The organism is Phyllobacterium trifolii, from assembly GCF_014192095.1.
GTDB lineage: Bacteria > Pseudomonadota > Alphaproteobacteria > Rhizobiales > Rhizobiaceae > Phyllobacterium > Phyllobacterium trifolii.
This window is the reverse complement of the sequence record NZ_JACHXN010000010.1, coordinates 77,356-95,048: the sequence shown is the minus strand read 5'-3', so window position 1 is coordinate 95,048 and position 17,693 is coordinate 77,356. Positions and strand designations below refer to the sequence as shown.

23 protein-coding genes are annotated in these 17,693 nt (G+C 56.7%); 6 read left to right on the top strand and 17 right to left on the bottom strand.

Annotated elements, in window-relative coordinates; all coding sequences use genetic code 11:
* Positions 1-12 precede the first annotated feature (12 nt).
* Entirely contained in the window at positions 13-375 is a 363-nt protein-coding gene (locus tag FHS21_RS16260) for a CAP domain-containing protein (RefSeq protein ID WP_224506651.1), read from the bottom strand.
* A 338-nt stretch (positions 376-713) separates the two neighbouring features.
* On the opposite strand from FHS21_RS16260, the gene FHS21_RS16255 reads away from it, so the two are divergent.
* The 3 genes from FHS21_RS16255 (at position 714) to FHS21_RS16245 (ending at position 1,915) form a co-directional block, all read left to right on the top strand.
* Positions 714-1,055, top strand: coding sequence for a hypothetical protein (locus tag FHS21_RS16255; protein ID WP_183662979.1), 342 nt, complete (start codon positions 714-716; stop codon positions 1,053-1,055).
* Between the two features lie 83 nt (positions 1,056-1,138).
* The gene (locus tag FHS21_RS16250) at positions 1,139-1,414 is read left to right on the top strand and encodes a hypothetical protein (protein ID WP_158482250.1); all 276 of its coding nucleotides are present in this window, start codon (positions 1,139-1,141) and stop codon (positions 1,412-1,414) included.
* 111 nt (positions 1,415-1,525) lie between these two features.
* On the top strand, positions 1,526-1,915 hold the full coding sequence (locus FHS21_RS16245; protein ID WP_112551770.1) for a DoxX family protein: 390 nt from the start codon (positions 1,526-1,528) through the stop codon (positions 1,913-1,915).
* Here the strand turns inward: FHS21_RS16245 and FHS21_RS16240 are convergent.
* The 14 genes from FHS21_RS16240 to FHS21_RS16175 form a co-directional block, all read right to left on the bottom strand.
* Complete coding sequence (locus FHS21_RS16240; RefSeq protein WP_112531492.1) at positions 1,912-2,688, bottom strand: amino acid ABC transporter ATP-binding protein; 777 nt, start codon at positions 2,686-2,688, stop codon at positions 1,912-1,914. The two genes, FHS21_RS16245 and FHS21_RS16240, sit on opposite strands and share 4 nt — an antisense overlap.
* 10 nt (positions 2,689-2,698) lie before the next feature.
* Positions 2,699-3,361, bottom strand: a complete 663-nt coding sequence (locus tag FHS21_RS16235) for an amino acid ABC transporter permease (protein WP_183662976.1) — start codon at positions 3,359-3,361, stop codon at positions 2,699-2,701.
* Between the two features lie 4 nt (positions 3,362-3,365).
* Positions 3,366-4,028, bottom strand: a complete 663-nt coding sequence (locus tag FHS21_RS16230) for an amino acid ABC transporter permease (protein WP_183662973.1) — start codon at positions 4,026-4,028, stop codon at positions 3,366-3,368.
* A 68-nt stretch (positions 4,029-4,096) separates the two neighbouring features.
* The gene (locus FHS21_RS16225) at positions 4,097-4,942 is read right to left on the bottom strand and encodes a transporter substrate-binding protein (protein WP_183662970.1); all 846 of its coding nucleotides are present in this window, start codon (positions 4,940-4,942) and stop codon (positions 4,097-4,099) included.
* Between the two features lie 216 nt (positions 4,943-5,158).
* Positions 5,159-5,662, bottom strand: a complete 504-nt coding sequence (locus FHS21_RS16220) for a YciE/YciF ferroxidase family protein (protein ID WP_183662968.1) — start codon at positions 5,660-5,662, stop codon at positions 5,159-5,161.
* 124 nt (positions 5,663-5,786) lie between these two features.
* Positions 5,787-6,659, bottom strand: coding sequence for an SMP-30/gluconolactonase/LRE family protein (locus FHS21_RS16215; RefSeq protein ID WP_376772126.1), 873 nt, complete (start codon positions 6,657-6,659; stop codon positions 5,787-5,789).
* 2 nt (positions 6,660-6,661) lie between these two features.
* Positions 6,662-7,303 carry a 2-dehydro-3-deoxy-6-phosphogalactonate aldolase gene (locus tag FHS21_RS16210; protein WP_183662963.1) on the bottom strand — a complete coding sequence of 214 codons (642 nt, stop codon included), beginning with the start codon at positions 7,301-7,303 and terminating at the stop codon, positions 6,662-6,664.
* A gap of 5 nt (positions 7,304-7,308) precedes the next feature.
* Positions 7,309-8,226, bottom strand: coding sequence for a 2-dehydro-3-deoxygalactonokinase (locus tag FHS21_RS16205; protein WP_183662960.1), 918 nt, complete (start codon positions 8,224-8,226; stop codon positions 7,309-7,311).
* Positions 8,223-8,990 carry an SDR family NAD(P)-dependent oxidoreductase gene (locus FHS21_RS16200; protein WP_183662957.1) on the bottom strand — a complete coding sequence of 256 codons (768 nt, stop codon included), beginning with the start codon at positions 8,988-8,990 and terminating at the stop codon, positions 8,223-8,225. Before FHS21_RS16200 ends, FHS21_RS16205 begins: the two co-directional genes overlap by 4 nt.
* A 240-nt stretch (positions 8,991-9,230) precedes the next feature.
* A complete protein-coding gene (locus FHS21_RS16195) occupies positions 9,231-9,857 on the bottom strand; it encodes a nucleoside triphosphate hydrolase (protein ID WP_183662953.1) in 627 nt (208 codons plus the stop codon).
* A 246-nt stretch (positions 9,858-10,103) separates the two neighbouring features.
* The gene (locus FHS21_RS16190; RefSeq protein ID WP_183662949.1) at positions 10,104-10,793 is read right to left on the bottom strand and encodes a D-lyxose/D-mannose family sugar isomerase; all 690 of its coding nucleotides are present in this window, start codon (positions 10,791-10,793) and stop codon (positions 10,104-10,106) included.
* Between the two features lie 107 nt (positions 10,794-10,900).
* The gene (locus FHS21_RS16185) at positions 10,901-11,671 is read right to left on the bottom strand and encodes an ATP-binding cassette domain-containing protein (protein ID WP_183662946.1); all 771 of its coding nucleotides are present in this window, start codon (positions 11,669-11,671) and stop codon (positions 10,901-10,903) included.
* Positions 11,671-12,750, bottom strand: a complete 1,080-nt coding sequence (locus FHS21_RS16180) for an ABC transporter permease (protein ID WP_183662943.1) — start codon at positions 12,748-12,750, stop codon at positions 11,671-11,673. The genes FHS21_RS16185 and FHS21_RS16180 overlap by 1 nt, the downstream gene beginning before the upstream one ends.
* A gap of 250 nt (positions 12,751-13,000) precedes the next feature.
* A complete protein-coding gene (locus tag FHS21_RS16175; protein WP_183663250.1) occupies positions 13,001-14,017 on the bottom strand; it encodes a sugar ABC transporter substrate-binding protein in 1,017 nt (338 codons plus the stop codon).
* Between the two features lie 314 nt (positions 14,018-14,331).
* Here FHS21_RS16175 and FHS21_RS16170 point away from each other — a divergent pair, with 314 nt between their 5' ends.
* From FHS21_RS16170 to FHS21_RS16160, 3 genes are read left to right on the top strand one after another with little or no spacing between them, the layout of a single operon-like run.
* Positions 14,332-15,480 carry an ROK family transcriptional regulator gene (locus tag FHS21_RS16170; RefSeq protein WP_112531506.1) on the top strand — a complete coding sequence of 383 codons (1,149 nt, stop codon included), beginning with the start codon at positions 14,332-14,334 and terminating at the stop codon, positions 15,478-15,480.
* The gene (locus FHS21_RS16165; protein ID WP_112531507.1) at positions 15,481-15,921 is read left to right on the top strand and encodes an RbsD/FucU family protein; all 441 of its coding nucleotides are present in this window, start codon (positions 15,481-15,483) and stop codon (positions 15,919-15,921) included.
* 2 nt (positions 15,922-15,923) lie between these two features.
* Positions 15,924-16,856 carry a carbohydrate kinase family protein gene (locus tag FHS21_RS16160; RefSeq protein WP_112531508.1) on the top strand — a complete coding sequence of 311 codons (933 nt, stop codon included), beginning with the start codon at positions 15,924-15,926 and terminating at the stop codon, positions 16,854-16,856.
* 142 nt (positions 16,857-16,998) lie between these two features.
* Here the strand turns inward: FHS21_RS16160 and FHS21_RS16155 are convergent, their stop codons facing one another.
* Both FHS21_RS16155 and FHS21_RS16150 read right to left on the bottom strand, forming a co-directional pair.
* Entirely contained in the window at positions 16,999-17,397 is a 399-nt protein-coding gene (locus FHS21_RS16155) for a type II toxin-antitoxin system VapC family toxin (RefSeq protein ID WP_210283541.1), read from the bottom strand.
* A complete protein-coding gene (locus FHS21_RS16150) occupies positions 17,394-17,633 on the bottom strand; it encodes a type II toxin-antitoxin system VapB family antitoxin (protein WP_112531509.1) in 240 nt (79 codons plus the stop codon). Before FHS21_RS16150 ends, FHS21_RS16155 begins: the two co-directional genes overlap by 4 nt.
* Positions 17,634-17,693 lie beyond the last annotated feature (60 nt).

The window sequence follows — 17,693 nt, the reverse complement described above, 5'->3', positions numbered from 1 at the left end:
AACACTCTGCCGTTATCCGCAAGCAAAGAAAGTCGAATAAGCTCCGTACACAGAAACTCCGGCGTATCGCATGTTGGGCCGAAGCATGTTCGTGTTGTGACCTGCGGAATTCCTCCATCCAGAAAAAAGAGCCTGTGCACTTCTATATCTAACACCGACGTTTTCCGTACACACTCCACTCAGTCCGGCTGCTTTTGCTTGGGCTGATCTCTGGCGGAAGCCATCATGGCCGATAGTTCCCCGGGCCGCTTGCTCCCGGCTATGTTGCCGTGCCAGGGCTTTCAGCGTGCCATTGGCGGCCAGCGGCGATAGGCCATGGCTCGTCCTGTAGGAATTGATAAGCGTTAGCGTCTGGGGGCCAAAATCGCCCGCCATTGCGATGGGCTGTGTCGTACCTGCACATCCAGAAACCAGAACCGCAACTGCCATCGTGTATAAGATTTTCATTCTCGGATTTCCCCCTGTGTCGTTTACTACGGCTTGAGACACTGTTGCGGCAGGGCCGCAATCAAACTTGAACCCACCGTTTTACATGTGTCTGAGGCATAAGAATGGTTATGGAACTACGGTTCTCGCTAGAAGCATAGACCGGCAATCCCAGCGAGCTCCCGAAAGAAGACGGCATTTGAAGCCCTGTAGTCATCGATAAGATATCCAAGCATGGTTGATTGTCACACAAAAGGATGGATAGTCACCAGGATGGAGACCCGAAAATGAAGCCCAACGATGACGACGAACACCTGATAGAAACGCTTTTCCGCAATGGCACGATTACCGTCGTGGGTGTGGTGCTTTCATTTTCCCTGGGCTTTCTTACGCAGTGGGCCAGCAATCCAATACCGTGGAGACTAACCGACCTGCCGACGCTGGTGGTCATAGCTATAGGTATCGTCTTTCAACTGCGTTCCCTCGCTTTACTTTTGCAAACGTCGTCACTGAAAAAAGTCGTCTACGACAAGGCAAGCCGGCTGTTTCTTAATGGCGTGATCATCACCGGGGCCGGCGTTTTTCTGGCGATCCTCATTGACACGTTCCGGTTGCTGATGGAGCGTTAACCGACACTTGCGATTGAAGGTTTGCGCCACTTGATTTGCAACCGGCCGCCTGTTGTGTTGCCGGTTATCAAGGAGACCCTTCAATGCGATTAGAGACTGACTTTCCCGATCACCGCAACGGCCGATTTTCACGCGAACCTGTGCCATCCCATTGGCCCCGGAACGTAAGGCAACTATCGCTGAAAGGCAGTGCTTTGTTCGGCATCAATGAAGAGACCGGCAATCTCTATTGGGATGGCAAGTTGATCCAGACCTCCAATCGGCTCGGCAATTTTGAGCGGGGCCTTGGCATTGTCCTGACCACAGCGATTGTTGTGATGGCTATACTTGATGCAGCCGGGTTCTTTTTCGGCCATTAGTTGCCTTCGGACAAGGACGGGACCCTGTTTTCATTCTTTGTTTCGAATAGAATGGGCATTTTCGGTGTCATTGGCAGACACCCTCGTGAAGTGTTGTTAGCGGAGGATAGTATGGAAGGTTTTCAGGCCCCTGTCGCGCTACTGGCCAGGCTGTTTCTTGCTTATATTTTTGTCATGGAAGGCTGGGGCAAGATTGCCGACTATGCCGGTACTGCCGCCTATATGGAGACCAACGGCGTTTCAGCCAAGCTGTTGCCGCTCGTCATTCTAACCGAACTCGGTGGCGGGATTCTCGTCGCTGCCGGTTTCATGACTCGCTATGCTGCTGTCGCGCTTGCCGGGTTCTGTTTGCTAACGGCTTTTTTGTTCCACACCGACTTCGGAAATCTCGAACAATTGATCAACTTTAACAAGAACATCGCCATTGCCGGGGGTTTCTTAGCTTTGTTGGCTTTTGGTCCGGGAGCGTGGTCAGTCGACGCATGGCGGAAACGAGGCTAACGCTCCCCGAAACTCGATGTCTTGAGAAATTCGGAAAGCCGTTCGCTCTTCGGCTTGTGAAACATTTCACGCGGGTTCCCCTCTTCACCGATCCGCCCCTGGTTCATGAAGATGACGCGGTTGGAGACCTCGTAAGCAAACCGCATCTCGTGGGTGACGAGCAGCATGCTCATGCCGTCTTGAGCCAGCGACTTGATGACCTGCAAGACCTCGTTGACAAGCTCGGGATCGAGCGCTGATGTCACTTCGTCGAAAAGCATCAGTCTGGGGTTCATGGCGATAGCACGCGCGATCGCCACGCGTTGCTGCTGGCCACCAGAAAGCTGGCCGGGGAAATGATCGGCACGTGAGCGCAGACCGACGCGATCGAGCCATTTCTCGGCAATGGATCGTGCTTCATCTTTGCTCAACTTCTTCACCTTCATCAGCCCGAGCATAACGTTGCGAGCGGCGCTCATATGCGGGAAGAGGTTGAATTGCTGAAAGGCCATGCCGGTCAATGCCCGCTGGCGCGCGATCTCCTTTTCCTTCTTACGGCGGCGCTGTCCACCTACCGTCTCATAGCCGATCTCCTCGCCATCGATACTGATCGAGCCGCCCTGAAATTCTTCCAGCATGTTGATACAACGCAACATGGTCGTCTTGCCGGAGCCACTCGATCCGATGATGCTGATGACGTCACCCTGCGCCATGGTGCAATCAACGCCTTTCAGGACCTCGACATCGCCGTAGCTTTTGTGCAGATCGCGGATTTCTAGAAGATGGTTTGGCATCGTTATCGCCTCAGGACGGAATAGCGGTCTTGCGTTCGACATACCGGCCGAAACGCTCGATGGCATAATTGATGATGAAATAGAGAAAGCCGGCGAAGAAATAGAATTCGAGGCTGAGAAACGATCGCGAGATAATTTCCTGCGTACGCAGCAACAACTCGGCAACGCCGATGATGGAGAGCAATGTCGATGCCTTGACCATTTCTGCGGCCGTATTCACCCAGGCAGGGAGAATCTGGCGCAACGCTTGCGGCCCGAGCACATAAGCAAAAGTTTGCGGGAACGTCAGGCCGATCGCCTTGGCAGCTTCCGTCTGACCCTTTGGGATGGCTTGAAGCGCTCCTCGGACTATCTCTCCGACATGGGAACTGCAGAACACAGCGAGGGCCAATACGCCGGCCTGAAACGGGCTGAGATCAAGACCGATCGTGCTGAGCACATAGTAGCTTGCCAGCACGAGAACCAGGACCGGCGTACCGCGAATGAAATCCGTATAGCCTCGCACGATCCAGCGCAGCGGCCGGACGCCATAGGTCAGAGCAAGGCCGACAAATATTCCAAGTAGTGTGCCAAAGCAAATCGCCAGCAGGGAAATCGAAATGGTGAAACCAAGACCCTTGAGGATCGGTATGCGGGCGAGCCAGAGAATATCGAGGAAATGAGCAATATCCATCACATCACCTCGGCACTGACAGGCGACGCTCGAGGGCACGCATCAGCGCGGCGAGGATCGAGCAGGTTATAACGTAGAGGCAGCTGGCGACGATCCAGGTCTCAATGACACGGAAGGTCTCGACATTGATCTTGCGCGCCTCGAACGTCAGCTCCGGCACGGCGATCGCCGCTGCGAGCGACGTATCCTTGAACAGCGAGATGATTGTACTGCTCAGCGACGGCAAGACATTGCGAAACATCAGCGGCGCGATGATCGAGGTCCGAATCTGGATTTCCGTAAGGCCGATGGCGAGCCCCGCTTCTCGCAGCCCAACAGGAATTGACAGCAGACCTGCTCGAAAAACCTCTGCAAGATATGCGCCGGAATAGAGTGCGAGCGTGAAGATGAAGCTTTCGATCTTGCCCAGCCGGAAACCTAGTTGTGGCAGCGCGAAATAGGTGAAGAGAACAAGCACGAGGATCGGCGTGTTGCGGATGATCGTCACGTAAATTCCGGCTGGACGCCGCGCAAAGCCGTTCTTCGATATCAGACAGAATGCCGTGAACAGGCCAATCGCTGCGCCAATCAGGATTGCACCAAAGGCCAGGGCGAGGCTGAGCGCCAGCCCTTCGAGCAGAAGATCGAAGCTTCGCCACACTGCAGCAAAATTCAGCGTATAACCCATAATGTTCCTGTTATCCGGAACGAGAAGGAAACGGCTCCGGATATTTCCGAAGCCGCAGCGTGATCGCGTTACTTGTATTCGACCGGGAAGCCGATTTGCGGAGGTGTCAGATCCTTGCCGAACCAGGTTTTGAACGATTTCGCATAGAAGTCGAACTCAACACCGGTCATTGCTTCGTGCAGCGCAGTGTTGACGAAGTTCAACCAATCCTGGTCGCCACGCTTGACGCCGCAGGCATAGGTCTGCGGGTTCCAGCCATAGCCGGCATCCTTGTAGCGGCCCTGGTTCTGGGTCATGTACCACGCAAGCGACGACTGATCTGTCGCCGCTGCGTCCGCCCGGCCGGACTCGAGGGCCTGATAGATAAGGTCAACGGATTCGTACTGGTCGACCTTGGCTTCCGGCAGAGCTGCATGAACCATGCTTTCAGCGTAGACATTTTGCAGAACGGAGATCGTGACCGCTGAGCCGGCGGCTTTCAACGCGGCATAATCGGCATATTTGCTGTCGGCCTTGAGCATGAGACCAACACCTTCCCGGTAGTAAGGAATGGTGAAAGCGATCTGCTGTGCCCGTTCGCCCGTCACTGTCATGAACTGGCAGGTGATATCGACCTTGTCCGTTGTGATATTCGGAATGCGCGCATCGGAAGATTGATTGACGAATTCGATCTTTTCCGGGCCATTAAACAGAGCTTTGGCGATGATATGACCCATGTCGACGTCAAAACCCTGAAGCTTGTCGTCTACGCTCTTGAAATGCCATGGCGCATTGGTGCTGCCAGTGCCGAGAACCAGATGACCCCGGGCCAGAACTTCATCCAGTTTGCTTTTGGTTTCCTGTGCGAACGCCGTAAGAGAAGGCAGCATCGCGAATGCAGCTACAGCTGCCGCAACACGCAGTCGGTTGGTCATCTTCGTTCCCCTATTCGTCTAGCGAATGTTTTCATTGTGATCCATTATTATGGAATATAGTACCTAATAATGGATAGCCAATAGAATGACAGTGGCTTCGACTTGTCAAGGGTCCTTGCACGATGGGAACTCGACCATTTTATTTACATGCTGTGGGCGAAAAAACAGAAAGCCCGCATCAGCGGCTGATGCGGGCTTTTGCAGAATGGCACTAAATCAGGCCGCTGCGGCGTTGACCCGGCTTTCAGCCATAGCTGTCAATGCCTTGTCCGTATTCATTTCTTCCTGGAGATTCTGCTGGAGCAGCGCCGCACAGTCGTTACGGCCGAGCTGTTTTGCCCAGGCGACAAGCGTACCATAGCGCGTGATCTCGTAGTGCTCGACCGCCTGCCCAGCGGCTATCAGCGCGGCGTCCAGAACCCGATCATCATCGACCTCGCCCGAGACATCATCAGCTTCCTCAAGAATGCCGTCGATCGCCGGGCAGTTGACGCCGGCAACGTCCACGCCATGCAATTTGAACACTTCTTCCAGACGCTCGATCTGCATCTCGGTCTCCTGAAGGTGTTTCTCGAAACCGTTCTTCAGTTCCTGATCAGAAGCCTTGTCGATCATTTCGGGCAGAGCCTTCACGATCTGGTTTTCAGCATAGTAGATGTCACGCAGCGTATGGACGAAGAGATCGTCCATCGTCTTGATATCTTTGGAAAAAAATCCCATGTCGTCCTCCTGGTTGGCCACAGCTACCCCTTCGGCAGCTTTGCAGCTTCCGCAAAAAGTAGCTCGCTCACTTGTTTACAGGGAAGTAACGATGGGTCGGAAGAATGGTTCCTCGCCCGATAAACTACAGTCGCACAGGCGGATCGAACCGGCCTTTGCCGGCAACTTCCACCAGATACGTCTTTCCCGCATCGGGATCGCTCTGGTGCATGGCGTCACTCATTTCGTGATAAGCCGTTGTCACAATGAGGTTGGCGCTATCTTCACTGATAAACGCCGGGCAGGATGGCTGGCGGACCGGCATTTCGATAGAACGGATAAGCTTTCCGGAGGGCGAAAAGACATTAATGCTGGAACCTCCCCAGCAAGCGTTCCACAAATTTCCTTCCGCATCGACCACGGACCCATCGACCCCGCCCTGCTCCCTATGCTGGTAGAACAACACGGGTTCACCGATAGGAAGGCCTGTCTCGGGATCGGTGTCGACGCGCCAAATGATGTTCTTGCCGGTGTCCGCAAAATAAGAAATACGACCATCCGGGGAAAAGCAGATCGAGTTGGGAATCGATATATCGCTGAATAACTTGCGCAATTCGCCCTGGCGATACCAATAGATCGACCCGGCTCCCTTCTGCGTCTTTCCCATTGTGCTGACCCAAAACGCTCCAGCGGGATGAACGCGCGCGTCGTTGGACCGGGTGGCAGGATTATCAGCCTCGATCGGTTGATGCATCGTTGAATGCCCGGTCTGCCGGTTGCGGATGAAAAGCCCGGTTTCGGTAGCAATCAGCTGCCGCTTCTCATCGATGACAGCAAGGGCGCTCGCCATTTGTCCTAGAGCATGAATTTCGGTCGTACCGCCAGCCAAAGGCTTCTCGAACAGACGGCCCGTGACGATATCGAACCACCACACGGTCTTCGTCAGAGGATCGTAGCCCGGCCCTTCTCCAAGCTGGACGGGCTCATCGTGGAATAGGCTTATCCTCGGTTGCTGCACAATCATCCCTCGGCAAAGATGCGATCATAGGCCTCGACCGTCGCCTTCGCGCGGTCCCGGACGAACGAAGACGTGGCACCGACTTTGTAAAGGCTCGAGCCCAAACCAAATGTGCGAACCCCGACCTCCTTATAGGCAGCAAACGTTGTCTCATCGACACCACCGACGGCACCAATCACCGTACCCTTCGGCAAAATGGCGCTGATCGCCTTGATCCCATCAGGTCCAAGTGCACTTGCAGGGAAGAATTTGAGACCGGAAGCGCCGGCCTTCAGTGCAGCCAGAGCTTCAGTTGGCGTGAAGACGCCGGGCATCGTCACCATACCTGCTTTGCCTGCCGCGGCGAGCACTTCCGGATCGACATTGGGACTTATCATCAGCCGCCCGCCAGCCGCATCGAGCCGCGCGATATCGGCCGGATCAAGCACGGTACCCGCGCCGATCAGAACGTGCCTTGGCAGTTTTTTCGCAAGCAATTCAATGGATTGGAATGGCTCCGGTGAATTCAGCGGTACTTCGATAACGTCGATCCCCGCCTCGACTAGTTCCTCGCCAATGGCCAGAACCTCATCCGGTTTGACGCCGCGCAGGATTGCGATGAGATCGCGCTTCAGCTTCGGCCACGGAGCGGAGACTTGAGACATATGAACTATCCTTTGGCCGGCCAAATGCTGGAGGCGGCTACGAAAAGGCCCTTCCTCACGGCTTCGTCGGCGTCGACGAGATCGAAATCGAGATCGGCAATATGAAGCGCCTTGCCGTAGAGCGCTGCCATCGCACCGGAAGCCACAAGTGTTACCCTGCTTCCAGATTTCGCCTTGGCTCCAGCAATTTCCGCGCCGATGAGCAGACCCGACAGACGCGATGCAGCGCCTTCCGGGGATAAATTATCGAGAAGCATGGCGGCACGAATACCGAAGAGTTCGCCAAGCATCCGTTTACCGGACAACATGAGTTCGACGGCAGCCTCGAATTGTGGATGGTCCGGCGAAGCGGATGTCGCGGCATCACCAACGGAATGGCGCAAGATCGATTGCGAGGCGAGCAGCGCGTAAAGTTCGCCCGTAAGGTAGGTGGAGAAGCTCTTCGCCCTCCCCTCTTCCAATGTGACCCACTTGGAGTGCGTCCCCGGCATCGCAATGATTCCATTGGATAAGGTGCGATCAAGGATCGCGCCGAGCAGTTGGGTTTCCTCGCCGCGCATGACATTCGGAGAGCTCCCGGATTGCGACAGTCCGGGAATGATGCGCACATCGCGGGCGATGCCTTCGATCCTCACTGCGCCGGAAAGGATGGCCTTCAGATCGGCCGGAACCGGGACGTAATTGGCTTCGACCCAACCCTGCCGCGATCCGGCCATTCCGCAGATGATGACGGGCAGATCAGCAGGCGCACCAAGCGCTGACAAATGGCCTTCCAGCGTCTCCGTAAAACCACGAGCACGGGATGTATCGAGGCCGTCATCGGAGCGTTTCTCAGCTAGAACATGCCCGTTACAGTCGACAAGCCAAAGGCGAAAACGGCTTGTTCCCCAATCACTTAGCGCATAACAGGCCGCGTTGCTCACAGGTAACCACCGTCAACAATCAGCGTCTGGGCGCTGAGCATGCGGGCAGCGTCGGAGGCAAGGAAAAGGCACGGTCCGACCATGTCGCCGGGCAGGATTTCCTCGCGCAGAACCTGCTTGTTGAGATGGACCCGGAGGCCTTCCTCCGTGACCCAGTGAGAGCGCTGGCGATCAGTCATCACCCAGCCCGGTGCGATGGCATTGACGCGAATTTTTTCCGGTCCGAGCCGCCCCGCCAACCCCTTGGTAAGGCCAATGATTCCAGCCTTGGCCGCCGTGTAGGCCGGCAGGTTGCCCTGGTTGATCATGAAGGAGGTCGAGGTGAAATTGATGATCGAACCGCCACCCGATTGACGCATGCCGGGCACGACCGCCTGTGCCGCAAAAAACTGCGGACGCAGATTAATCGACTGGTTCTTGTCCCAATACTCGACTGTCACATCGTCGATATCGTGCCGGTCATCCCAAGCCGCGTTATTGACGAGAACTGTAATTGGTCCATTGCTATCAATGGCTTGCGCAATCGCGTTCCGCAGGGCTTCGATGTTGGAAAGGTCCGCTTTTAGGTAAAGGGGCCGGTTGCCGTACTGCTTGTCCAGGGAATCTACGAGGGCCTGCGAGGCCTCCTCGGCGATATCGATAAAGGCAACACGCGAGCCTTGGGCGATGAAGCCTTCGGTGAGCGCGGCACCGATGCCCGACCCTCCCCCGGTAATGAGTACGGAACGGTCTTTCAGATCCGGAAATATGGCAGAGGGCATCATGGCAGGAAACTCACACGGAAAGTTCCACTATTGGAACGGTATTGGTGGAGCAGGATTGTCATCTTGCAAGGGTGAAAGTCAAGGGACCGAGAATGCTACCAGGCACAACCAAATTTCCCGTACTGGTTGAAAATTCTGCGGCAGAATCGCACATTCTTGCACCAGTTTCGGAACTTCTTGTGCAGGAATCGTCGAAGTTCGTGCGAAAAATGTTCTGGTTTTCGCTCTCTATCTTAAAACTCAGTTTTTGACGGTATAATCCGCCGCCCTCGACTCCTCGAGCACCAGTTCCGCATTGGGCATGTCATTGGACAAGGCACGTGCCTGAGCCGAGCCGACATTATGGCCGTGGGCGAGCCAGCGCTGCACCAGCCGGTTTTCAAGTTCGAGCCGGTCGACGTCGAGGAAGATCGTCAGGTCGAAGAGTGGCGCCAGCCGGTCCCATGGCGGCTGGTTGAGAAGGAGATAGTTGCCTTCGACGAGGAGGATGCGCTGATCCGCCTTGACGATGCCGGCCCCTGCCCTCGCCAGATCGAGCTTGCGGTCGAACAGCGGTATGACGACGTCTTCGCGTGTCTCGCGCAGCCGCCGCAACAGCACCTCGAAACCGGCAACGTCGAAGGTCGGCGGTGAGCCTTTGCGCTTGCGCAGGTCCAACGCGTCGAGAATGGCATTGTCGAGATGAAACCCATCCATCGGCACGACTACCGCTGCGTCCGCTTCTCGCAAGTTGATGGCCGCACAAAGCGAGGCGGACGCGGTGGATTTGCCGGATCCGGGAGGACCGGCAATCGCCACGATCAAGCGAGGAGTACCTGCCGCCCGGGCAAGTATCTCCGGAACCAGATCTTCGAGGGTAGTCAGCATGGTTGTGTGCTCATTGGGATATTCGATACTGTAGGTTGTATCTCCCCCCTTGTGGGGGAGAAAGGATTTTCTTGGATTTAACATTTGCTAAATCCCTAGAAAATCCAAGAGAGGGGGAGTTCAGTGAAGCAAATCCCCTCTCTTGTGATTTCTAGCACTTAGCAAGGGCTAAGATGCTGAAATCACTTTCTCTCCCGCAAGGGCAGAGATAAATCGGCATCAGCCGTCAGCGCATATCGGGAATTGTCACGCCAGCCATTTGTCGTAGTCGGAGACCAGCAAATGCAGCGGTACCTCGTCCTCGTCGATCGAGGAGAAACGGCCGATCGGTTCGCGGAAGATATTGTCGGTGAGATCGTCATTGACCGTGGAGACTTCGCCAATCAGCACGTCGCCGCCCTCGCCCCAGAATGCATGCCAGTTTCCCGGCAGAAGCGTGACGCTCTCACCCGGCTGCAGCTTCAAGAGACCACCTGCCTTCTGGCGGACGATGCGGCCGTCCGTTGCGACCTCAACGTCGGTCTTCTCATCGACGCTGCCGTCGGAATTGGAGTTGAACAGCTCGAGCACCAATGTGCCGCCGCCGCGATTGATGATGTCTTCCGCCTTGACGATATGGCGGTGCATCGGCGACAGCTGCTTCTCGCGGCTGATCATGATCTTCTCGGCGTATAGCATGCCGCCGCCCTTTTTCAGGTCTTCCTGATTGCCATTACGCGTGGTGAAGAGGAAAAGCCCAAGTTCGTCGAATTTGCCCTGGCCGTAATCGGTGATGTCCCAGCCGAGGCGCGCCTGCAGGATGGCCTTCGAATCGGTTGCGGTGCGGGTCTTCAGCTCTTCCGGAGACCAATAGGCGAAAGGCGGCATGACATAGCCGAACGAACGGATGAACTTGTCGCTTTCGCGGATGATCTCATTGACTTCAGAACGCTTCATTTCTCAAAAAAATCCTTTAACTGTAGTCGCTTAAGTGGCGCCAGGTTATCTCTCCCACTAGGGGAGAGATAACCAGCGCCATCGTTTCCATCCAAATTCGCCTCGTTTTAGCTGGGCGGCGGTGCCTTGGCGCCCGTCATGAAGGCGACGGCATCCGACATCGTATACTCCGTCGGATTGATCACGGTAAGACGCTTGCCGAGACGGTGGATGTGGATGCGGTCGGCCACTTCGAAAACGTGTGGCATGTTGTGCGAGATGAGCACAATCGGCAATCCGCGTTTTTTGACGTCCTGGATGAGTTCGAGGACCCGGCGGGATTCCTTGACGCCGAGCGCTGCCGTCGGCTCGTCCATGATGACGACCTTCGAGCCGAAGGCCGCGGCACGCGCCACCGCAACGCCCTGCCGCTGACCGCCGGAAAGTGTCTCCACTGCCTGGCTGATGTTCTGGATGGTCATCAGGCCGAGCTCGGTGAGCTTGTCCCGCGCCTTCTTTTCCATCGCCTTGCGGTCGAGCATCCTGAACCAGCTGCCCATGACGCCCGGCTTGCGGATTTCGCGGCCGAGAAACATGTTGTCGGCAATCGATAGCGCCGGTGAGAGTGCCAGGTTCTGATAGACGGTTTCGATCCCGGCGTCGCGTGCTTCCATGGGCGAGCGAAAATGGATCGGCTTGCCCTCCAGCGTCATCTCGCCTTCATCCGGACGTACTGCGCCGGAAATCGCCTTGATCAGTGATGATTTTCCGGCACCGTTATCGCCGATCACGGCAAGCACTTCGCCCGGGTAGAGGTCGAAATCCGCGTGATCGAGTGCTGTGACGCGGCCGTAGCGCTTGACCAGTCCGCGTGCGGTAAGAATGGGTTCTCTTGACATCAGCCTGCTACCTTTCTGATCCACTGGTCGATAGCGACAGCCAGGATGATCAATACACCGATGATGAGATACGTCCATTGAACGTCGGTACCGTACATGCGCATACCGAAGGAGAAGACGCCGACGATCAATGCGCCGAAGAGCATGCCCATGATGGAGCCGCGTCCGCCGAACAGCGACATGCCGCCGATCACCACAGCGGTGATGGATTCGATATTGGCGAACTGGCCGATCTGCGGGGAAACCGAGCCGTTGCGTCCGATCGATACCCAGCCGGCCAGCGCACAGATGAGACCGGCGAGCACGTAGACAGCAATGAGCACGCGCTTGGTGCTGACACCGGAGAGTTTTGCCGCCTCCGGATCATCGCCGATGGCGTAGACATGGCGGCCCCAGGCGGTGTGGTTGAGCACATACCAGAGTATGGCAATCAGCAGGATCATGATGAAGACGCCATAGGTGAAGGTGGCGCCGCCTATGGGCACCTTTTCGCCAAAGAATTGCAGGAGCTTGGCGTTCGCCTCGATATCCTGGGCACGGATCGTCTCGTTGGCTGAATAGATATAGGTCGTCGCCAGATAGATCTGCCAGGTACCGAGCGTGACGATGAAGGGTGGCAGCTTGAGATAGGCGATGAGGACGCCATTGATGAAGCCGCACAGGGCACCTAGCGCGATCCCGCACAGGATGGCCAACTCGACCGGCATGCCATAGCGGAAGGTGAACTGACCCATGATGACCGACGTCAGCACCATGATGGCGCCGACCGAAAGGTCGATACCTGCGGTCAGCACGACCAGGGTTTGGGCAGCGCCGACAATGCCGACGATAGCCACCTGCTGCAGGATGAGCGACAGCGCAAACGGAGTGAAAAAGCGCGAGCCGACAATGACCGCAAAGATCACCAGCGACAGCACCAGAACGATGAGGGGAACGGAAGCCGGGCTGGAATGAAGAAAATGCCGGATCCTTTCGAGAAGACTTTTCTCATGGGTGTCGAAGCTGGCAACAGCGGTTTCCCGTGCCACCGCGCTTTCGAATTCTTGAGGCGTTCGAGGCGTTTGCGGTGTGTCTGTCATAATGTGACCTCCTGTAAATATTCATAGCAGTCCGACAGGGACATTTATACGGTGGAGTTCTTATGCGCGAGGATGCCGATTATCTCCCGCTTGCGGGGAGAAAGCGATTTCTAAGTGCTAGAAATCGCAAGAGAGGGGATAGTGCTGGTGTACTGCAAATCCCCTCGCCTGGATCTTCCATGAATTTGGCAAAGAGGCTAAATTCAAGAAAATCCTTTCTCTCCCACAAACGGAGAAATAAGGCGCTAAATCAGCCCCAGCACTTGCTGGTGCCAGTCTTGACGTCGATGGATTCGAGGCCTTGGACAGGCTTGTCGGTGACGAGCGAAACGCCCGTGTCAAAGAAGTTTTTGCCTTCGGTCGGCTTCGGCTTTTCGCCGCTGTCGGCGAACTTCTTGATCGCTTCAATGCCGAGCGACGCCATCAGCAATGGATACTGCTGCGATGTCGCGCCGATCACGCCGGCCTCGACGTTCTTCACGCCTGGGCAGCCGCCGTCGACGGAAACGATGAGGACGTCTTTTTCCTTGCCGAAGGCCTTCAGAGCTTCATAAGCACCGGCAGCTGCAGGCTCATTGATCGTATGAACGACATTGATGCCGGGATCTTTCTGCAGAAGGTTTTCCATAGCCTTGCGGCCGCCTTCTTCATTGCCGTTGGTCACGTCATGGCCGACGATGCGCGGATCCTTTTCGTCGCCGATCTTGTTGATATCGACGACATCGATGCCGAAGCCCTTCATGAAACCCTGGTCGCGCAGAACGTCGACGGTTGGCTGCGACGGGGTCAGATCAAGGAAAGCGATCTTGGCGTCCTTGGCCTTGTCGCCGAGTGTCCCGGCAGCCCATTTGCCGATTAGCTCGCCGGCGAGGAGGTTGTCCGTGGCGAAGGTGGCATCGGCTGCGTCGGCCGGATCGAGCGGCGTGTCGAGAGCGATGACCAGGAGGCCCGCATCGCGTGCCTGCTTGACCGAGGAAACGATGCCGGCCGTATCGGACGCAGTGATCAGGATACCCTTGGCGCCATCGGCAATGCAGGTCTCGATAGCTGCTACCTGGCTTTCGCTGTCGCCGTCGATCTTGCCCGCATAGGTCTTCAGGTCAACGCCGAGTTCCTTCGACTTGGCGAGGGCACCCTCTTTCATCTTGACGAAGAACGGGTTGGTATCGGTCTTGGTGATGAGGCATGCGCCCACACCGGCGGCTTGGGCCGGAGCGGCAAAGGCAGCAATGGCCACAGCGGCGGCGCTAAAGATGGTTGATTTCAGATAAATGCTTCTACGCATGTCACTTCCTCCCAAAAAATCGCGCGGCAGCGCGACGGGCCGACACTAGTCGCGCCCTGTTCCTCGTAAACACCCCAGACAGTCCTCCGGCCAAGTGTTGAAGCGTAGCAAATACCACTCATCGCGACGTGTCAACATTAATAAATCACTCTGATTTAATATTGACAGCATTCCCCAATATCTCCATTGTCCGCCATATTCATGGGAGGACCAGGTCCTTGAGTATTCGAGTATCGGAGCGTTCCGGCACGGGAGGAACCAGGCTGACGCTTCATCACGGTACCAATCAAAGTGGCATGCGCGATCATAATGAGCGCGTGGTGCTTTCGCTTCTGCGCCAGCACGGCAGCCTCGCCAAGACGGCCATCGCCCGGATGACCGGACTTTCGGCGCAGACGAGCTCAATCATCATGCGCATGCTGGAAGCTGACGAGCTCCTGTCGCGAGAGGAGCCGCTGCGCGGACGCATCGGCCAGCCATTGATCCCCATGTCGCTCAATCCGGAAGGCGCATTTTTCTTTGGGCTGAAGATCGGACGCCGCAGTGCCGACCTGGTGCTGATCGACTTTCTCGGCCGCATCCGTTCCATGCTGCATATGCCTTATGATTATCCAACGCCGGAACCGATCTTCAGCTTCGCCGCCACGGGCATGACGCAGATGATGGAGGCGCTGACGCCAAAGCAGCGCGAACGGGTCGCGGGAATTGGCATTGCCGCTCCCTTCGAATTGTGGAAGTGGGCCGATACGGTGGGCGCACCGCAGACGGTCATGGACGAATGGCGCGACTGTGATATCCGCGAGAAGGTGGCGGCGCTTTGTTCGTTCCCGGTTTATCTGCAGAACGACATGACTGCCGCCTGCGGGGCCGAACTTGTGTTCGGCCAGACCAAGGACGTCAATGATTTCGTCTATTTCTATATCGGTTCCTTTATCGGCGGGGGCATCGTTATCAACGGCGGCCTTTATGCGGGCCGCAGTGGCAACGCTGGTGCGCTGGGCTCGATGCCGGTGCCGGGACCGGACGGTACTGCGCGCCAGCTGATTGACATCGCGTCGATCACCGCGCTGGAACGGGATGTTACCGAGCTTGGCCGGGACCCCTCGCCGCTCTGGGCTTCTCCTGAAGACTGGGGCGAGATGGGCGCGGAGCTTGACGCATGGATCGAGCGTGCGGGCAAAGCGATCGCACAGGCCGTCATCGCGTCGTCCTCGGTGGTGGACTTCGAGGCCGCCATCATCGATGGCTGGATGCCGGCAAGCGTGCGGGCGCGGATCGTCGATGCGGTGCGCAGACATGTCGAGACATTCGATCTCGAAGGCATTCAATTGCCGGCGATCTTCGAAGGAACGGTCGGCATTCACGCAAGAGCGCTCGGCGCCGCCAGTCTGCCGCTGTCGGACCGGTATCTTCTGGGACAGAAGCTTTTCAGGAAGGGCAGTTAAGTGCTTATCGGTATTCCGCCCATGCTGGGGCCTGAGCTTTTGGCGACACTGCGCGCCATGGGGCACGGCGATGAGATCGCGCTTGTCGACGGCAATTATCCGGCGCTTGAACATGCAAGACGTCTGATCCGCGCCGATGGCCTGCCGCTGGTCCCGTTGCTCGATGCCATATTGCAGGTGCTGCCGGTCGATGACTTCGTGCCGCAAGCGCTGTTTCGCGCGTCGGTGAAGGGCAAAGCTCCGCTGGCCGATCCAGTCCACGATGAAATGGAAGCGGTATGTGCCCGGCGCGTGCCGGGCTTTGCGCTGGTTGCGCTTGATGGCGATGCGCTTTATGCGCGTGTGAGAAACGCCCACACCATCATTGCGACGGGCGAGCCACGGCTTTATGCCAATATCATCATCCGCAAGGGTGTCATTTATCCAGGAAAAGAGATTTAGAAATGATTTTATGTTGCGGAGAAGCACTGATCGACATGCTGCAGCGGAAGAGCGCCGAGGGCGAACCTGCCTTTGCACCCTATGTCGGCGGCGCCGTGTTCAATACGGCAATCGCGCTGGGGCGCCTTGGCGTTCCGACCGAATTCTTCTCGGGGATTTCCTCTGACTTCTTCGGCCAGATGCTGCTCGACAGCCTGACCGCCAATCATGTCGGCACACATTATGCGCATATCTCGCAGCAGCCCACTACGCTTGCCTTCGTGCGTCTGACCGATGGCCAGGCAAGCTATATGTTCTATGATGAGAACAGCGCGGGGCGCTCGCTCGCGATCGAACATCTGCCAGCGCTCGATGACAATGTCACCGCGCTGCAGTTCGGCGCGATCAGCCTGATCCCGGAGCCTTGCGGCTCGACCTATGAGGCGCTGATGGCGCGCGAGCATGACAAGCGCGTGATCATTCTCGATCCGAACATCCGGCCAGGTTTTATCCCCGACAAGGAGAAGCACCTCGCCCGCATGCGCCGCATGATTGCCATGACCGATATCGTCAAGATTTCGGATGAAGACATGCGCTGGTTCGGCGAGAGCGGCACCATGGACGAGATTGCCCGCCGCTGGATCGTCCCGGCAGATCAGCAGGGACCGAAGGTGATCCTCGTCACCCATGGTGCGGACGGCGTGACCGGCTATACCGCCGATCTCACGGTGCATGTCGCAGCGCAGCGCGTACCGGTCGTCGATACGGTCGGCGCCGGCGATACCTTTACCGCGGGCGTTTTGACCTCGCTGCAGGAGGCCGGGGTGCTGGTGAAATCCGCCTTGACCACCCTGACCGAAGCCCAGATCCGCGGTGCATTGACCTTGGGTGTCAAGGCGGCGGCGGTGACTGTTTCGCGCGCTGGCGCCAACCCGCCGTGGCGCAACGAGCTCTAGGGTGTGTTGATATTCACGCCATGACGGTCTGCAAACGGCATTTTTCTGCGATCCGGTGCTCACGTACTTCAAGTACGTTCCGCTCCGGTTCTCGAAAACTACCGTTTTCGACTCGTCCTGATCGCTCAACGCACCCTCTTACTCAGGCGATTTCGATATCCGTAAAAGGAAAATCGTTGCCTTTGCACAATAGCTGCAGGTCATGCGCCTTGGCGCAGGCGTAGGCGAAGCAATCGCCCATGTTGAGAGCGGCCTTGTGCCGCCCGCGACCGAAGGTGTTGAACGCCTGGACAGCATTCCTGCCGATCTCTGCGGTGATGTCGACGACTCGTGCCTGAGTGGCCGTCATGAAATCATCGACCATTTCCTGTGCCTCATCGATGGGACACACCCGTTTTCGGGCGAGGCCAGTCACGGCTTCATAGAGCGCCATAGGTGAGACAAATACTGTCGAGGCTCCTGCCAAGCGCACCGCCAGCGACGAGGCGTCGTCTTCTTCATCAAGGATGGAAATTATTGCCGATGCGTCGATGAATATCATTCGTCACCAGAAAGCTCATCGAAAAACGCTTTATCCGCTTCAAGGCCAGTCTTCGGATAGGACCTGTAGCGAGCGGATATCTCAGCCAATTTGTCCAGCAACGGTGTTTTGTCAGAAATACGATCATACTCGTGCACCACGGCCTCGCGGATAGCCTCCGTCAGGCTGGTATTCTTCAATCTTGCCAAGCGCCTGACGGCTTCGTCAGTCGCCTTGTCTTTTATGGAAAACGCCATTCTATATCTCCGCGTCTATACGTATAGACGAAACTGTCTATAAAATGAGCTCTTCCCTTA

Excerpts from the sequence above, each read along its gene's own strand:
- FHS21_RS16150 (WP_112531509.1), bottom strand. The coding sequence starts at position 17,633 with ATGGCGTTTTCCATAAAAGACAAGGCGACTGACGAAGCCGTCAGGCGC.
- FHS21_RS16185 (WP_183662946.1), bottom strand. The coding sequence starts at position 11,671 with ATGTCAAGAGAACCCATTCTTACCGCACGCGGACTGGTCAAGCGCTAC.
- FHS21_RS16245 (WP_112551770.1), top strand. The coding sequence starts at position 1,526 with ATGGAAGGTTTTCAGGCCCCTGTCGCGCTACTGGCCAGGCTGTTTCTT.
- FHS21_RS16160 (WP_112531508.1), top strand. The coding sequence starts at position 15,924 with ATGATTTTATGTTGCGGAGAAGCACTGATCGACATGCTGCAGCGGAAG.
- FHS21_RS16260 (WP_224506651.1), bottom strand. The coding sequence starts at position 375 with ATGGCGGGCGATTTTGGCCCCCAGACGCTAACGCTTATCAATTCCTAC.
- FHS21_RS16170 (WP_112531506.1), top strand. The coding sequence starts at position 14,332 with ATGCGCGATCATAATGAGCGCGTGGTGCTTTCGCTTCTGCGCCAGCAC.
- FHS21_RS16210 (WP_183662963.1), bottom strand. The coding sequence starts at position 7,303 with ATGTCTCAAGTCTCCGCTCCGTGGCCGAAGCTGAAGCGCGATCTCATC.
- FHS21_RS16180 (WP_183662943.1), bottom strand. The coding sequence starts at position 12,750 with ATGACAGACACACCGCAAACGCCTCGAACGCCTCAAGAATTCGAAAGC.
- FHS21_RS16255 (WP_183662979.1), top strand. The coding sequence starts at position 714 with ATGAAGCCCAACGATGACGACGAACACCTGATAGAAACGCTTTTCCGC.
- FHS21_RS16250 (WP_158482250.1), top strand. The coding sequence starts at position 1,139 with ATGCGATTAGAGACTGACTTTCCCGATCACCGCAACGGCCGATTTTCA.
- FHS21_RS16195 (WP_183662953.1), bottom strand. The coding sequence starts at position 9,857 with ATGCTGACTACCCTCGAAGATCTGGTTCCGGAGATACTTGCCCGGGCG.
- FHS21_RS16235 (WP_183662976.1), bottom strand. The coding sequence starts at position 3,361 with ATGGATATTGCTCATTTCCTCGATATTCTCTGGCTCGCCCGCATACCG.
- FHS21_RS16200 (WP_183662957.1), bottom strand. The coding sequence starts at position 8,990 with ATGATGCCCTCTGCCATATTTCCGGATCTGAAAGACCGTTCCGTACTC.
- FHS21_RS16225 (WP_183662970.1), bottom strand. The coding sequence starts at position 4,942 with ATGACCAACCGACTGCGTGTTGCGGCAGCTGTAGCTGCATTCGCGATG.
- FHS21_RS16220 (WP_183662968.1), bottom strand. The coding sequence starts at position 5,662 with ATGGGATTTTTTTCCAAAGATATCAAGACGATGGACGATCTCTTCGTC.
- FHS21_RS16155 (WP_210283541.1), bottom strand. The coding sequence starts at position 17,397 with ATGATATTCATCGACGCATCGGCAATAATTTCCATCCTTGATGAAGAA.
- FHS21_RS16240 (WP_112531492.1), bottom strand. The coding sequence starts at position 2,688 with ATGCCAAACCATCTTCTAGAAATCCGCGATCTGCACAAAAGCTACGGC.
- FHS21_RS16190 (WP_183662949.1), bottom strand. The coding sequence starts at position 10,793 with ATGAAGCGTTCTGAAGTCAATGAGATCATCCGCGAAAGCGACAAGTTC.
- FHS21_RS16230 (WP_183662973.1), bottom strand. The coding sequence starts at position 4,028 with ATGGGTTATACGCTGAATTTTGCTGCAGTGTGGCGAAGCTTCGATCTT.